Genomic DNA, 15,048 nt, shown 5'->3' with positions numbered 1-15,048 from the left:
GTAGAGGGTGCCAATTTGCAGCTCTCTACCCTCCACCTTCCTCCCTTGTTCTAAAACAATTTCTGAATCCAGTGCTTCCAAATATCATTGCCGAGGGCAAATACCATGAGACCCAACAGCAGGAAGAACCCAACAGTGACGGCTTTTTCCATGAAGCGGTCGCTCACCTTGCGGCGGGTGACGACTTCCCACAAGAGGAACATGACATAGCCGCCGTCAAGCGCCGGGATGGGCAGCAGGTTCATAAAAGCAAGTATGATGCTGATGGAGGCAGTGAGCATCCAGAAACGCTCCCAGTCCCACGTTGGCCCATACATCTTGCCAATGCTGATGAGGCTGCCGAGATTGTCTTTGACCCCGATTTTACCCTTAAACATTTGCCCAAAGGCTTTTATCTGGTTGTTCAGAAAATCCATCCCAGCCTTCACCCCTGCAGGCATGGCTTGCAGGAACGAGTACTTCTCGCGCTGTTCGGTGAAGTAGCCCGATAGTTTGGTGCGCACGCCGATAAGTCCTTCTTCCGTCAAGGCAAGCCCCAGATGCAAGGTGTCGGTGCCACGCAGGATGCCGAGCGTGATTGCTTGGCCTCTGTGTTGCCGGGCCAAGGCGGAAAACTGGTCGAAATACGGGATTGGCTCATTGTTGAAAGCAATGATGCGGTCGCCGGGTTGGATATTGGCCTGTGCGGCGGGTTTGCCCGGCATCACCTCTTCCACCACAAAAGGGATGCGCGGCGACATCAAGGCACCTTTGGGCAACCCCTTTCCTGTGATGCGCTGAGCCATGTCGGCGGGCATTTCTATCACCTGTTCTTGACCATCTCTGATGACGGTGACCTGACGCACGTCGTTGAGCACCAATGCTTCCACAAATGCTGCGGGGTCAAAACGGTCGAAGGGTTGAGCGCCCAGTTTCACGATGTTGTCGCCATTCCTGAGCCCCACTTCGAGCAACACGGAATCCATGGCCACGCCATATTTTAGTTCGGAGGTGGGGATATAAGCTTTTCCATACCCCCAGAGCATCATGCCGAAGATGAAAAAGCCGAGGAGGAAGTTGACCGTGACACCGCCCAGCATGATGATGAGACGTTGCCACGCGGGTTTGGAGCGGAATTCCCAAGGTTTGGGCGGTTCTTTCAGCGCCTCGGTGTCCATGCTCTCGTCCACCATGCCCGATATTTTCACATAGCCGCCGAGCGGCAGCCAACCAATACCATATTCGGTTTCTCCTTTTTTTATTTTCCAGAGAGAGTTGAAAGGGGCAAAGTCAAAAAAGAGGTAAAACTTTTCAACACGTGTCTTGAACCACTTGGCTGGTAAAAAGTGTCCCAATTCGTGCAACACAATCAGAATCGAAAGACTCAGCAGAAATTGGCTTACGGTGATGATGCTATCCATTGAAAGATGTAGATGCGAATTTTGAAATCGTAAAGACGTAAAAACCCCCAAAAAGTTGTGGCTATCGAAAAATGCACGAGGGCTTCCGAAGTTTGGGCAAAACTACGGAAGCCCTCGCAAACGCCCGGTCAAATTCGACCGAACTGGGGAATTTGTGGTCATTAAGAGGTGTGCTCAATAGCGTTGGCCTACCCCTTCTATTCTCAAGTTCCGATTTCTCGATAGCGTGGGCTATTCGAGGGGTCTATTTTCATCATAATCTGCTGAACGCGCTCTTTCTGCGGCCTTCCGGCGATTTTGAACATTTCCACCAACTCATCACGCTTGGCATTGGCAAACATCTGCACAATCAAAGAGTTGAAATAGGCCGTGTTCACCTTGTCCACCTCTTCCAGCGCCGACACAATGACTGACTTGGCCGCGTCCATGTCAGAGGTGAAGGTGTCCAGCCCTTTGCGATGATAATTGTACATGGCCGCGCGATAGGGTTTCACGCGAGGGTTCAAGAGGTTTTCTATCATCCAGTAGCGGTTGCGATTTCTGCTGCCATCGGCAGGGCGCCAACCCGGAGAGCGGTTGGTGGAGGAGTTCTGAATGTTCGTCACGAGCTGCTGCGCCGTCAGCAGGTATGGGTCGCCGCCATAGAGCGAGAACGAGTCATAATCCAACCCAAGAATGATGTAGGCGTAAAAGGCGAACACGGCAGATATATTCTGGTTGTCGGTAGCATCCAACAGGAACTCGATGGGTTGGTTTTGCTCGTAGGTGAATGTGATATCCTTGTCCAGATGCGATATCAAGGGGGTTTCGTAGCCGCTACCATACACTGGGCGCGTGGCCTGCACGGCCAGCTCTGCTTGAAACGTGTTGTTGTCGCCCTCGGTAGAGATGGTCAGGATGAAGTTGCACTTGATGCGCTCCTCCGGCTCAAAAGCATCCGGGGTCCATTTGGTCGTGTTGAGGAATTCGCGCAGCGAGCTCTCCAATTGGTCAAATACCCGACGGTCGTTTCTTTGCAGCTGGGGGGTGCTGACACGCACCGTGGCGTTGAGTTCGCCTTGCGCAAAAAGCGGATAGGTCAAAAGAGCCACCCAAAAGGCAAGTGTGATTTTCTTGAACATGACTACTAAGTTTGTGAACGTGAGCGTGGAACTTCATAATGACGCGGCTCGTGGCTCAAAGGTTGGCTAAACGGGCTATTTCCGACACAATATCGCGTGCCACGTCGTCTTTGGATTTCAGGGGGAATTCCTGCTTGGAGCCATCGCGGCGCAGGATGCTGATTTTGTTCGTGTCGTGGCCAAAACCCGCGCCCGCGTCACGCATCGAATTGAGCACGATGAAGTCAAAGTTTTTCTTTCCCAATTTGACTTGCGCGTTTTGCAGTTCGTCGTTTGTTTCGAGTGCGAAGCCCACAAAAATTTGCTCGGCTCGTTTGTCCTTGCCTAAAGTGGCTGCGATGTCTATGGTTTTCTCCAGTTCGAGCGTCAGCTCGGTGTCTTTTTTCTTGATTTTCGTGTCCGATACCGTTTTGGGCCGATAATCAGCCACCGCCGCTGCCAGCACGGCAATGTCGGTATGTGGGAAAATGGGCGCACAAGCCTCGTACATCTCTTGCGCCGACAAGACGCTGATGACCTGAATGGCGGTGTTGTGCGGTTTGAGATTGGTGGGGCCAAGCACCAGCGTCACCGATGCCCCTTGCGTGGCCAGCTCTTCTGCCAATGCGATGCCCATTTTGCCCGATGAGTGGTTGCCAATGAAGCGCACAGGGTCGAGCGGCTCGAAGGTGGGGCCTGCCGTGACAAGAGCCTTTTTGCCGTGAAAAATTTTCGGGCGTTGCGGGAGGTTTTTTTCCACAAAAACAACGATGTCTTCTGGCTCGGCCATGCGCCCCTCTCCGACCAACCCGCTTGCCAACTCGCCCACACCGACCGGAATCACTTGCACACCGTGCGCCTTCAAACGGCGGATGTTTTCTTGCGTGGCCGGATGATGCCACATGTCCACGTCCATGGCGGGTGCCACAAAGACGGGGCATCGCGCCGAGAGATACACCGCGCTCAATATGTTGTCGCACAAGCCATTGGCTAATTGGGCCAACGTGTTGGCGGTGGCGGGCGCTATCACGACAGCATCGGCCCAGAGGCCTAGCTCGACGTGGTTGTTCCAACCTGCTTCGGAGCGCACATCGGTGAATACCGGGCGTTTGGAAAGGGTGGATAGCGTAAGCGGCGCGATGAAGTCAGTGGCTGCTTCGGTCATCAGCACTTGCACTTCGGCTCCTTGTTTGACCCATAGCCGGGTGAGGTGGGCGGCTTTGTACGCCGCGATGGAGCCGCTGATGCCGAGGATAACTTTCATGGTGAGCGTAGCAATGGTGGATTTTGGGGAAATAGTGGTTTGGTGATGCTCAAATCACCATTTCCCCAAAATCATCAGTCTTGGTCTTCCACATAGCGCCACTGAATCTCGTCGCTGAGAAACTCGTTGGTGGCGATGATGGGCGTGTTGGGCAGGCGCTCGTAGAACTTGGAGATTTCGATTTGCTCCTTGTTTTCCTGCACCTCTTCGATGGTGTCGGTGTTGACGGCAAACTCTTCGAGCTTGCGCTGAATCTCCCATTTCAGGTCGCTCGAAATCTGACGAGCGCGTTTGCTGATGATGGCAATGCTTTCATAGATGTTGCCAGTTTTCTCCACGAGTTCGATGACATCGCGGGGCTGCACGTTGGGGTCGAGGCCTTGGGCTTTACTTTTAATATCGCTCATTGTTGTTTGTTGTTTGTTGCTGGTTGTTTGTTGTTTGTTGCTGGTTGTTTGTTGTTTGTTGTTTGTTGCTGGTTGTTTGTTGTTTGTTGCTGGTTGTTTGTTGTTTGTTGCTGGTTGTTTGTTGTTCGTTGCTGGTTGTTTGTTGTTCGTTGCTGGTTGTTTGTTGGTGGTTCAAGGGGGGGTCAAGTGCTTTTCAGGCGCTTGCGCAAATCCTTGACCGCTTGCTCGGACTTTTTGCGGATGTCGCGCAATTCCTTCGCATATTTGCTATTGGGGTATTTTTCCAGAAAATCGTCGCAGCGTGTTGTGGTTTCGTTGTAGCGGTCAATTTTCTTTTCCACTATGCTATTCTCGCTCAGCAAAAAGTTCGCTTTTGCGATAAGGTAACGGACTCGTTCCACATCGGGGCTTTCTGGGTAGTCGCGCAGCAGGTTGTCAAATGAAATGACCGCCGACTGGTATTGACGGAGGTTGTAGTAGAGTTCCCCTTCGCCAAAAGCCTTGTTTTCCAATTTTCGGCGCAGTTCGTCAATCAGCTTGTTGCACTCTGCTACTCTTGGGCTTTTGGGAAAAAGGTTGACGAACAGTTGAAACTCTTCAATCGCTTTCTCCGAATTGCCTTGGTCGAGTCTGTAAGTGGGCGACTGTTTGTAGTTGGAATAGGCTGACATGAAAGCTGCTTCCTCCCGAAACTCCGAACCCGTGAAAGTGTTCGCAAAACTTCTGAAGTAAAACGCTGCCAACATGAAATCCTTCAAATGATAGTGGGTGTATGCATAGCAAAAGTTGGCTTTTTCTGCCTTGCCAGTCCCTTTTATGTTGCTCATTACCAACTCAAAAAGGGATTGGGCGCGTTGGTACTCCTCTTTTTCGTAGTACTCGAATGCCTTGTTCAGCACCAATTCCGCGTTGCCACTTGTGCGGATGCGCTCGTATTCGCTTTTGCAGGCACCGACCAAAAAAAGAAGGCTGGAAAGTGCCAGCCAACCGAACGTTTTTTTCATAGGGGGGCAAAGGTAAGAATAAGTAGGGAAATGAATGAAATAGCTTGAAAGTTTGCTCATTGCAAGATGTGTGCATGACGAAAGGCGAAACGATTAGGTTGCCGGAAAAGTGGCGCACACGCAAAAAAATCCGCAACATTTCGTCCGATGGCATACTTTCGCACCGATTCCCGCTGCCGGAAGATTGAATACACCTGAAACCTTTAACCGGGTTGGGTCGCTGCCTTGACAGGTAGCGGCCTTTTTTATCCGCGCCTCTTGATGGCGCGCATGGCATATTCCCATGATTTACAGTCTTTTTGACCTGAACGAACATATCCGGCGCGTGTTGGCGCTCAATTTCCAACGCCCGCTATGGGTCGCTGCCGAAATCGCTCAAGTCGGGCTATCGAGGGGCCACTACTATCTCGATTTGGTGCAAAAAGGCGAAGGCGACGATATCGTGGCGCAAAGCCAAGCGGTGCTTTGGGCAAGCGAATGTCGCAAGCTACGCAGTGCTATTGGCCCCGACCTCGATGCGTTGCTGCGCGAGGGATTGGAAGTGAAATTGCAGGTGCGCGTTGATTTTCACGAGCGATATGGCCTCAAGCTGCTCATCAGCGATCTCGACCCGTCCTACACTTTCGGACAGATGGAACTGCGCCGCCGACAGACGCTCCAAACGCTGCGCGAACTTGGTTTATTGGAACTCAATCGCTCCCAGCGGCTCCCTCCCGTGTTGCAGCGCGTTGCGGTGGTCAGCTCCGAGGGGGCTGCCGGCTATCAGGATTTTCGGGAGCATTTGTCAAAGAACAATTTTGGCTATCGGTTTCACACTCAATTGTTTGCCTCGTCAGTGCAAGGGAAAAACGCGGAAGCCGAGCTGCGCGACGCACTGACCCAAATAGCACTCCAACCGCAGCGATTCGATTGTGTGGCGGTGGTGCGCGGCGGCGGCGCACGACTCGATTTGGCTGCTTTCGACGGGCTTGAACTCTGCAAAACAGTGACCCAAATGCCCTTGCCCGTGTTGTCTGGCATCGGGCACGAAGTGGACGAGACGGTGTTCGACCTCGTGGCACACGCTGCACTCAAAACGCCCACTGCTGTCGCAGATTTTTTGCTGCAACACAACTTGCTTTTTGAAAACGAGATGCTGCGCATGGCTGATGCGATTCGCGCCATGGGCGAATATCGCTTCAAAATCAGCCTCATGGAACTGGAGCGCCTCGAAGCGGCCACGCATTGGAGCACCCGCGAACGATTGCGCGTCGCGGCGCAAAAGTTGGAGACACTGGAAGAAAATCTGCCTGGATGGACCGTTCAAATCCTTAGAGGCCAACATCGCCAATTGGAGCAGGCAGAGGCGTTTTGTTCGGCAATTCACCCCGAAAACGTGCTGCGACGCGGCTTCAGCCTGACCTTCAAAAACGGCCAAGTGCTTACTGCGGCGAAAGACACGAAGGCGGGAGATTGGTTGGAGACGCGCCTCAAAGAAGGTGTGGTGCGCTCAAAGGTTGAGTAGCGGAAGCAGCGCGTTCTTTGCTGTCCAATCATGTCCCAACTCCCAAGTGTTTTCTACCTTGCGGCAAAATTGTCTCGTCAACCCTTCCCCCATGCAAGTCGTCGTTTTTGGCAAACAATTCAAGGACAAAGACCTGCCTCACTTGCAGGAGCTCCTCAACGTGCTTCATTCGGAAGGCATCACGACCTATGTTTACACGCCTTTTTTGAAAGCCATTGAGACCAAAGTGCGGTTTCCGGGGCCTTATGCCCCATTCGACGATTACCGCGACTTCCTCGTGCATCGCATTGATTTTGTCATATCATTGGGGGGAGATGGTACCATGCTCAATGCCGTCACGCTGGTGCGCGACGCGGGTGTGCCGCTGTTGGGCATCAACTTGGGGCGATTGGGCTTTTTGGCCAGCGTCGAGAAGCGGTATATTCGTCAGGCGGTGGAAAAGCTCAAACGCGGACAGTATATCATCGAAGACCGAGTGATGCTATATTTGGAAAGCCGCCCCGCTGTTTTTGGCGACATTCCTTTCGCGCTCAATGATTGCACGTTGCTCAAGCGCGATACTTCTTCCATGATTACCATCCACACTTACCTCAACGGCGATTACCTCAATTCATACTGGGCCGACGGCCTCATCATCGCCACGCCGACAGGCAGCACCGGCTACTCGCTGAGCTGCGGAGGGCCAATTGTTTTCCCCCGCTCGGGCAACTTTGTGCTTACGCCCGTCGCGCCGCACAACCTCAACGTGCGCCCTATCGTCATTTCTGACGACTCGGTGATTTCTTTCGAGGTGGAGGGCCGCGGCGAGAACTTTATTTGCTCCCTCGATTCGCGGTTTGAGCTCATCAACGCGCAGCATCAATTAGCTGTCAGAAAAAACGATTTCCCTGCCAAAGTGATTCAGTTGCAGGATGTGACTTTTCTCAACACCATTCGGGAAAAATTGGGTTGGGGCGGGGACGTGCGCAACTGACACCGGCCTATATTTTCAGAAACTGCGCCACCACGCGCTCATCCTCCGTTTGCACCACTGCGAAATAAACCCCGTTCGGCAAACGGCTTGCCTCGATGCTCAGCGTGGCAGCATCGGCTACATCCAATTCCCATTGCAAGCCAACTGGCAACCCCGCCGCATTGAAAATCTCCACCCGCACACTGCGCGGCTTTTCCGTGAAAAAATACAACTCTCCGACATCGTGAACCGCATTGGGTCGAAAGGCTGCCTGAAATGCTTGCCCTTTCATGGTCAGAGAGCGGACTTCGGAAAATGTGTTCGTGCCATCCGTATCCACTTGCCGCAGCCGGAAAAAGTGAGTGCCGGAGAGCAGGTCGGGAATCCTGTATTCATAGTCAGCGGGCGCATCTCGATGCCCTTTGGCAGGCACAAACCCCTGTGTTGCCCATTGATGTATGCTGCGTCCGTGTTGCACCTCAAAGCCTTCATTGTCCACTTCGCTGGCTGTTGACCATCGGAGCAGCGCGGCGCGACCTTCGGCCTCCACGGTGAAGCGCGTCATTTCGACCGGAAAACCAACTGGGGCCAACACTACGTTGAGCACGGTGACTTCCCCATTGGCGAGCGAGACGGGTATGTCTTGGGATACGAAACCCAACTTGCTCACCCGCGCCGTGAAGGAGCCGCTTTGCAGTTGTCCCATTTTGTAAATGCCCAGCAGATTGCTTGTTTCGCTCGTGTTGGTGCCCAACAGTTGGACCAAGGCTCCTTGCAATGGCTGCCCTGTCATGGCATTGGTGATTTCGCCTTCCACATAGCAGCCACGCACATAGGTAGGGGATAGCACGAACAGCTGGCCATTGTTTGCATTGAGCATGGGTATGTTGGTAGCCAGGATGTTGCCCGACGGCAGATAAGGATACACCCCCCAACAACCTTCGAAGCCGGGGCCGGCCCCATTGGGCCAAGTATCATAGTTGCCCACCTGCACCAAGTTGTCGGGACGCGACGCGTCCACAATCGTGAAGCCGTCTTTATACCATGACGTGACGGCATAATCGTCAATGATGTGGGTGTTGTGCACCACCGAGTTGCTACCCGGGTTGCTCTGTATCTTGTCCAGCAAGGTGATGTTCCCAAAATCGGAGATGTCGTAAGCGGCAAGAAAGGAATTGTTCACCTCATCGGTGGTGAAGAGGGTGTTGCCGGAGCGCCAAGTGTTGTGCGTAAACAAGCCCGGTGTTTGCTGGGTGGTGATGAGGGTAGGGTTGGTCTTGTTGGTCATGTTCACCACCGAAAAGAAACCGCCGTAGATGTGGCCGGCAAACATAATGTTGTTGTCCACATAGCCATCGTGGACGTAATTGTGGCTGCCCGAAAAATTGGAATTGAAATACCCTGCGTAAGTGGGATTGTAGGGGTCGGGGTTGAGATTGAGCACGATGGGTCTGCCGCCGAACAAATTGGACCCGTATAGATAGAGGAAGCCCTGAGTCTCGTCCACATGCAGCGCATGGACGGTGGAAAGGCCGCTGATGGCGCCGTTTCCGGTGTATGTCTTGTATGGGATATTGGTCGTGTCGGGCAGGTTGGAGAGATTCACGATGAGCACACCGCCGCCTGCGCCTTCCGTCACCACATAAGCGTAGTGCTGGTAGGTCTTGATTTCGCGCCAAGAGCTGGACGGGCCGGGGATTTGTTTCAACTCGACGGGGTTGGCAGGGTTGGTCACATCCACGATGCTGAGGCCATTTTTCGCCCCAACCAAGGCAAACTCATGGCCGTTGCCGGCATAACCCCACACGTTGGCAAGCGTCTGATTGGGATAAGTGAACGTGGACAACAACGTGACATTGGTGTTTTGGGAAAAAAGCGGGACAGCCAACCAAGCCGTCAGAAGGCAAGCGTTCAAAATGCGCATTTTTCACAAATTTTTTCTCTGGCAAATAAAGACAAAACAAGAGGCTCGCCGAGAAAAATGTCTGCCAGCAGGGAACAAAACATTGTTTTCCTCCCATACCAGCACCCAATTGCAAACCTTGATTCGCCAAGACTTATCAGATGCTCATGCTCAAAGTCAGGGGCTTTGAATGAATCGGGACTTTGCGTACACTGAAAGCTTGACGACGCGAGGTGTAAAATAAGACCAAGCCGCCACAAAAAATCACTCGACCAAGGCATTCCGATAGATGTCCGCCAACCGCAGTTTTTTTCGGTTGAGGGTGATGTAGCCGTGTTCCGCGTCGGATTCCTCTATGTTGAGCCACTGACCGGGGCGGTTGGTGCGGCTGTAAAGGGAGACGGCTTGGTTGTGTTGGCTAATCAGCAGAATGTGCTGCACGCTTGGCAAGGTTTTGTATCGCGGCAGCTTCACGCCCAGGTCGTAGCGCGTGGTGGTGCGCGACAATACTTCCACGATGATGTGCGGATTCAAAAGTGTCTTGATTTTTTTCTTTTTCCCTTGATGCACATGGTGCTGTGGCTTGCCTTGCAACACCACCACGTCTGCGTTGTGGACCGCCTGCGCGTCGGGGATGAAGGTGGCAACATTGCTGCCGAGCACATGATACTTGCTGTCAATTCCAAAAATAAGATTTAGCAAATGCCCTACACGCATGACGAGGGCTTCGTGTGTAAGAGAGGCATATCCCATTGAAATAATTTTTCCATCTGAATAATCTATTCGGTATTCGCACTCCGGCAAGAAGTTGAAGTATTCCTCTAAGGTGGCAGGCACTTCGAGGATTTCATCCAGGTCGAGCCGTTCTGCTAGCGTTTTGGGCAATTTGATGCCTTGCTTGGGCGCGACGGGAACAGGGGCGGTGACTGAAATAGAGGTGACTGACATTTTTCTAAATTTTGCTCAAAAATATGGTTTGTTATACCCAGGTCCAGATTAAAGAGGGTTTGAGTCTGCCAGTTGGCAAGGCAGGGATGCCCTTGATTGGTTTGCATGATTTTCAAGGAATCTCAAGCGTTTTAGACTTTGGAGACTTTTAGAGAACGTTCCCAACGGAATGACTTAGCTTATGCCCAAAGTCTAAAAGCGTTGTTTGTTCAAAACCGCTTTGTCCGAACCTGTTTTAAGGGCTTGCCCGGCCAAGTGAAGCGGACGGGGCTGATTATCCTTTGATTCGCCAAGATTTTTCTGATGAGTATGCTCGACGTTCTTGATTTTGACCAGATTGCGCTTTTAGTCATGCCTAAAGCTTGACGACGCGAGGTGTAAAATAAGACCAAGCCGCCACAAAAAATCACTCGACCAAGGCATTCCGATAGATGTCCGCCAACCGCAGTTTTTTTCGGTTGAGGGTGATGTAGCCGTGTTCCGCGTCGGATTCCTCTATGTTGAGCCACTGACCGGGGCGGTTGGTGCGGCTGTAAAGGGAGACGGCTTGGTTGTGTTGGCTAATCAGCAGAATGTGCTGCACGCTTGGCAAGGTTTTGTATCGCGGCAGCTTCACGCCCAGGTCGTAGCGCGTGGTGGTGCGCGACAATACTTCCACGATGATGTGCGGATTCAAAAGTGTCTTGATTTTTTTCTTTTTCCCTTGATGCACATGGTGCTGTGGCTTGCCTTGCAACACCACCACGTCTGCGTTGTGGACCGCCTGCGCGTCGGGGATGAAGGTGGCAACATTGCTGCCGAGCACATGGTAAGTTGTTTCTACGCCAAAAATATCCGTCAACAGATAAATGACCCTACCAACGAGGGCTTCGTGTGTAAGAGAGGCATATCCCATTGAAATAATTTTTCCATCTGAATAATCTATTCGGTATTCGCACTCCGGCAAGAAGTTGAAGTATTCCTCCAAGGTGGCAGGCACTTCGAGGATTTCATCCAGGTCGAGCCGTTCTGCTAGCGTTTTGGGCAATTTGATGCCTTGCTTGGGCGCGACGGGAACAGGGGCGGTGGCTGAGATAGAGGTGACTGACATTTTTCTAAATTTTGCTCAAAAATACGGTTTGTTACCAATCATCTTTAATCCGGGTATTAGAAAACTCGTGAACGTTCCTCATCGCTCCCGTTTCCACGCCCAGATTTTGCCATCCTCTATGTCAACGTGTTCTCCCGCGAAAGCGAATCCGAGTTTGCGCAGCACTGTGCAGGAGGCGTTTTCTTCGGCAAGGGTGTGGGCGGTGATGGCGATGACCGCATCGTGAGTGAGCGCGTGTTCCGTCAGGCGGCGGGCCGCTTCGGTGGCGAAGCCGCGCCCCTGATAGGCATCCGCGATTTCGTAGCCGATTTCAACCAGCCCATCTGGCCCGGGCGGGCCTTTGAAGCCGCAGGTCCCGATGAGCCGCACGTCATGCCGATGCACGATGAGGTAATTCCACCACGTCATGTCGGCGGGATGCTCTCGGGCAAAATCGCGCATCCACACGAGGGCCTCTGGGAAATGGGTCCATTGGTCAGCAATGTCAACCCCTCCAAGCAACGATGAAAGTACCGGCCAGTTTTCGTCGGCGATGGCCTCGAGCATGGGCAGGGAGGTAGGGATGAGAAAAAGGCGTTCGGTGTGGAGCATTTTTGAATTTGAGGATGGGTAACTGGGGATTTAGGTAAGGGGCGCAAATTGGGCAATCGCGGGGAAAATTCCGCACTTATTGCCGATTCTTGTTTCGACTTTTTCAAAATACGCGATACGCAGATATAAGTACCGCAAAAAAGTTTGCACACTCGAACAAAGTTTCGACTTTAGCGCCTGCTTAGCATCGCTGCGCTTGTCCTTTTGAGCGCGGCGGGCGGCAATTAACCAATCGCACTCAATCCATTCTATTGTATGAACGACGCCGGCTGCGGGATTCCGTGGTCGGCGTTTTGTTTTTGCAACCAAAAAAATTTTCTTCTGGTCAGAAACCTTTATTCTGTCAAAAACAGTTTTTTGTTTTGTTTGCAAAAAAGCCTTCTTCATGTTACTCAAATTCTACCGCCATTGGCTGGATTCTTTTTCCGGCATTCCGAAAGCAATATGGTTGCTGGCGCTCATTAATTTGGTGAATCGCCTCGGCAGCATGGTCATTGTGTTCATCACGATTTACCTGACCAAGGAGTTGCATTTTAGCATCCGCGAGGCGGGCTACGTCATGGGGTTCTTTGGTGCAGGCGCTTTGGCAGGTGCTTTTTTGGGTGGCAAACTGACGGACCGATTTGGCTACTATCCGGTCCAGTTCTGGAGCCTCATAGCGAGTGGCTTGGTGCTGATTGCGCTCATCCCCATCCGCGATTTTTGGGTGATGTGTGGGGCTGTTTTTATGATGAGCCTCACGGGGGACGTGTTCCGCCCGGCCAACTCGGTGGCCATCGCCCGCAACAGCAGCCCGGAGAATCGCACCCGCTCCATCTCACTGATGCGCATGGCCTTCAACATGGGCTGGACCATCGCGCCCGCCATTGGAGGCATGTTGGTGGCGGCGTTTGGTTGGTTCTGGCTGTTCTGGGTGGATGGGCTGACTTGCATCGCTGCCGCGTTGGTGCTGCGCTGGCTCATGCCACCCAAGCCTGCCGAGGCAAAAAATGCGACGACCGCAGGCACGGAGCACGACAGCACGCCCGCTTCGCTCTCCCCTTATCGCGACCGCCCCTATTTGTGGTTTGTGCTGCTCACGATGATGAATGCCATAGTGTTCATGCAGCTGTTGTGGACGGTGCCTGTGTTTTGGAAGGATAGTTTTCAATGGAACGAGTCGAACATCGGCCTGATGATGGCGCTCAATGGCCTCATGGTATTTCTTATTGAGATGCCGCTCGTCTATCGCCTCGAAGGGCGCCGCCCGCAGCTCGACTATGTGCGAATGGGGCTGCTGATGTATATGGCGGCGTATCTTTCTTTTGTGCTGCCGTTCGGCGCTGTGTTGGCAGCTGTGTTGTTCACGGTGGCCATTTCGATGGGCGAGATGTTTGTGATGCCCTTCAGCTCCAATTATGTGTATGGACGCTCTGCCGGCACGCATCAAGGGCAATACATGGGGCTTTACACGATGGCTTACTCGGTCTCGAATATCCTCGCGCCATTGTTTGGCACGCAAGTGATTGCCGCATGGGGATACTACACTTTGTGGTGGCTGCTGACGCTGATTGCGGGCATTACATGGGTGGGGTTTTGGTTGTTGGAAAAAAGAAACTCGCGGCAACAAGCCGCCAATGCCAAGATGTCCGACATGGAAATAGTTGAGGGTTTGGGGGTTTGAAGGTTTCTGGTTTGAGGGGGCTCATTGTGTTTGTCATGTTGCAAACATCCGTCCGATATAAGCGGAGGGGTGTTCAAAAACTGTGTCAGCGCGTGGAATGTGATTAAACACAGCGTGCATTGATTGCTGCACAGAGCGCCACAGAGGGAGAATGTTCAGAAAAGCGTGTCAAACCATACCGGGTGTTTTCTTTATGCACAATAAACACCGCGCCCAGAGGAATGTAAATTCTTGAAAACCAAAACTCCGTGCCCTTCGTGCCTCTGTGTTTTCTTATCGTCTCCATTAAGATGACACGGTTTTCTGAACACCCTCGTCATTTATTTCGGGCTGACAAACCTTTGGCTATGTGGTTTCACTCATCGCGGTCGCGGGCCAAGGTTGCTCAAAAGACAATGTCTCGCAAGTGATATTTGTTGACAGGACTTATAAGATTTACAGGATTCGGGCCCTTTTTCGGGAAAAAATCTTGTAAATCTTGTAAATCTTGTCAGAAAAATAATTTTTGGCCAACACAGCCTGTCGCGAGCCTTCATCAGCGATTGGCACGCAAATTCAAAAACATCTTGAATCCGAACCGTGCGGACACGACCTGCGCTTTGGTGTGGTAGCGCCCGTCGAGAAATACCTCGTAGTTCTTGAACACATCACGGATGAAAAAGTATCCGAACTCTGCCCCTACGGTGTAGTCCAAACCGGTAGTGTTGTCCCCGGCCGCAGTTAGGTTCCTCGTGTCAAATGTGTAAAGCAGGCCGCCCTTAGCCAACGCGGTAAAAGCATTGGCGTGTGTCTTCGAGCATTTGTTGCCGTTGGTGCGGTACATCCCCACGCCGACCTCAAGCACCCCATAGGGCGTGGTGAGGAAGGAATCGCCCACGTCGTCGGCTTTGGGGTCAACGGTGAAGGAAGCGCCCCCGCCAATCCGAGCCGTGCTCCAGTGGGTGGCGACGTTCATGGTGGTCTCAAGGCCCGCGCCGAGGCGATTGCCGATTTTTTCCACATCGGGCGAGGTAAAGTAGATGACCGGGACATCGAGGAAAAGGCGCGGGCCGCCGTATTGTGCCTGCGCAACGAGCGAGCATCCCATCAGGGCGACCGCGAACAAGATTTGTTTCTTCATACGAAAAAGGGTAAGGTTTTGATGAAACGATTGGAGCAAAGATGCCACAATGTTGGGCTTCGCTGCTTTTTTGGGACTTGATTCGCCAAAATTCCTCATCTT

14 protein-coding genes are annotated in these 15,048 nt (G+C 52.5%); 3 read left to right on the top strand and 11 right to left on the bottom strand.

The window, feature by feature from the left end; genetic code table 11:
* Positions 1-50: 50 nt before the first annotated feature.
* The 5 genes from rseP to bamD all read right to left on the bottom strand — a co-directional run bounded on the left by rseP (position 51) and on the right by bamD (position 5,175).
* Positions 51-1,400: an RIP metalloprotease RseP gene (rseP, locus tag KIS77_13720; protein MCW5923398.1), complete on the bottom strand. Its 1,350-nt coding sequence runs from the start codon at positions 1,398-1,400 to the stop codon at positions 51-53.
* Positions 1,401-1,603: 203 nt separating this feature from the next.
* Positions 1,604-2,521: a DUF4835 family protein gene (locus tag KIS77_13715; GenBank protein ID MCW5923397.1), complete on the bottom strand. Its 918-nt coding sequence runs from the start codon at positions 2,519-2,521 to the stop codon at positions 1,604-1,606.
* Between the two features lie 55 nt (positions 2,522-2,576).
* On the bottom strand, positions 2,577-3,764 hold the full coding sequence (gene coaBC / locus KIS77_13710; protein MCW5923396.1) for a bifunctional phosphopantothenoylcysteine decarboxylase/phosphopantothenate--cysteine ligase CoaBC: 1,188 nt from the start codon (positions 3,762-3,764) through the stop codon (positions 2,577-2,579).
* Between the two features lie 74 nt (positions 3,765-3,838).
* Positions 3,839-4,171 (bottom strand): DNA-directed RNA polymerase subunit omega, encoded by a 333-nt coding sequence (locus KIS77_13705; protein MCW5923395.1) that lies wholly within the window; start codon positions 4,169-4,171, stop codon positions 3,839-3,841.
* Between the two features lie 182 nt (positions 4,172-4,353).
* Positions 4,354-5,175 (bottom strand): outer membrane protein assembly factor BamD, encoded by an 822-nt coding sequence (gene bamD, locus KIS77_13700; protein MCW5923394.1) that lies wholly within the window; start codon positions 5,173-5,175, stop codon positions 4,354-4,356.
* Between the two features lie 283 nt (positions 5,176-5,458).
* Between bamD and xseA the strand changes: the two genes are divergently transcribed.
* Both xseA and KIS77_13690 read left to right on the top strand, forming a co-directional pair.
* On the top strand, positions 5,459-6,679 hold the full coding sequence (gene xseA / locus KIS77_13695; GenBank protein MCW5923393.1) for an exodeoxyribonuclease VII large subunit: 1,221 nt from the start codon (positions 5,459-5,461) through the stop codon (positions 6,677-6,679).
* Positions 6,680-6,770: 91 nt separating this feature from the next.
* Positions 6,771-7,652 (top strand): NAD kinase, encoded by an 882-nt coding sequence (locus KIS77_13690; GenBank protein MCW5923392.1) that lies wholly within the window; start codon positions 6,771-6,773, stop codon positions 7,650-7,652.
* 7 nt (positions 7,653-7,659) lie between these two features.
* On the opposite strand, the gene KIS77_13685 is transcribed toward KIS77_13690, so the two are convergent.
* The 5 genes from KIS77_13685 to KIS77_13665 form a co-directional block, all read right to left on the bottom strand.
* A complete protein-coding gene (locus tag KIS77_13685) occupies positions 7,660-9,555 on the bottom strand; it encodes a choice-of-anchor B family protein (GenBank protein MCW5923391.1) in 1,896 nt (631 codons plus the stop codon).
* A 243-nt stretch (positions 9,556-9,798) separates the two neighbouring features.
* Positions 9,799-10,482 (bottom strand): Uma2 family endonuclease, encoded by a 684-nt coding sequence (locus KIS77_13680; GenBank protein ID MCW5923390.1) that lies wholly within the window; start codon positions 10,480-10,482, stop codon positions 9,799-9,801.
* 406 nt (positions 10,483-10,888) lie between these two features.
* Positions 10,889-11,572, bottom strand: coding sequence for a Uma2 family endonuclease (locus KIS77_13675; GenBank protein ID MCW5923389.1), 684 nt, complete (start codon positions 11,570-11,572; stop codon positions 10,889-10,891).
* Positions 11,573-11,650: 78 nt separating this feature from the next.
* Positions 11,651-12,163, bottom strand: coding sequence for a GNAT family N-acetyltransferase (locus tag KIS77_13670; protein ID MCW5923388.1), 513 nt, complete (start codon positions 12,161-12,163; stop codon positions 11,651-11,653).
* 30 nt (positions 12,164-12,193) lie between these two features.
* Entirely contained in the window at positions 12,194-12,550 is a 357-nt protein-coding gene (locus KIS77_13665; protein ID MCW5923387.1) for a hypothetical protein, read from the bottom strand.
* On the opposite strand from KIS77_13665, the gene KIS77_13660 reads away from it, so the two are divergent.
* The gene (locus KIS77_13660) at positions 12,549-13,826 is read left to right on the top strand and encodes an MFS transporter (GenBank protein ID MCW5923386.1); all 1,278 of its coding nucleotides are present in this window, start codon (positions 12,549-12,551) and stop codon (positions 13,824-13,826) included. The genes KIS77_13665 and KIS77_13660 overlap by 2 nt on opposite strands.
* A 535-nt stretch (positions 13,827-14,361) precedes the next feature.
* On the opposite strand, the gene KIS77_13655 is transcribed toward KIS77_13660, so the two are convergent.
* Entirely contained in the window at positions 14,362-14,946 is a 585-nt protein-coding gene (locus KIS77_13655; protein MCW5923385.1) for a hypothetical protein, read from the bottom strand.
* Positions 14,947-15,048: the final 102 nt, after the last annotated feature.

The organism is Saprospiraceae bacterium (assembly GCA_026129545.1).
GTDB lineage: Bacteria > Bacteroidota > Bacteroidia > Chitinophagales > Saprospiraceae > M3007.
Note: the sequence above shows the minus strand (reverse complement) of the source record. Positions and strands in the feature narration are given on the sequence as shown.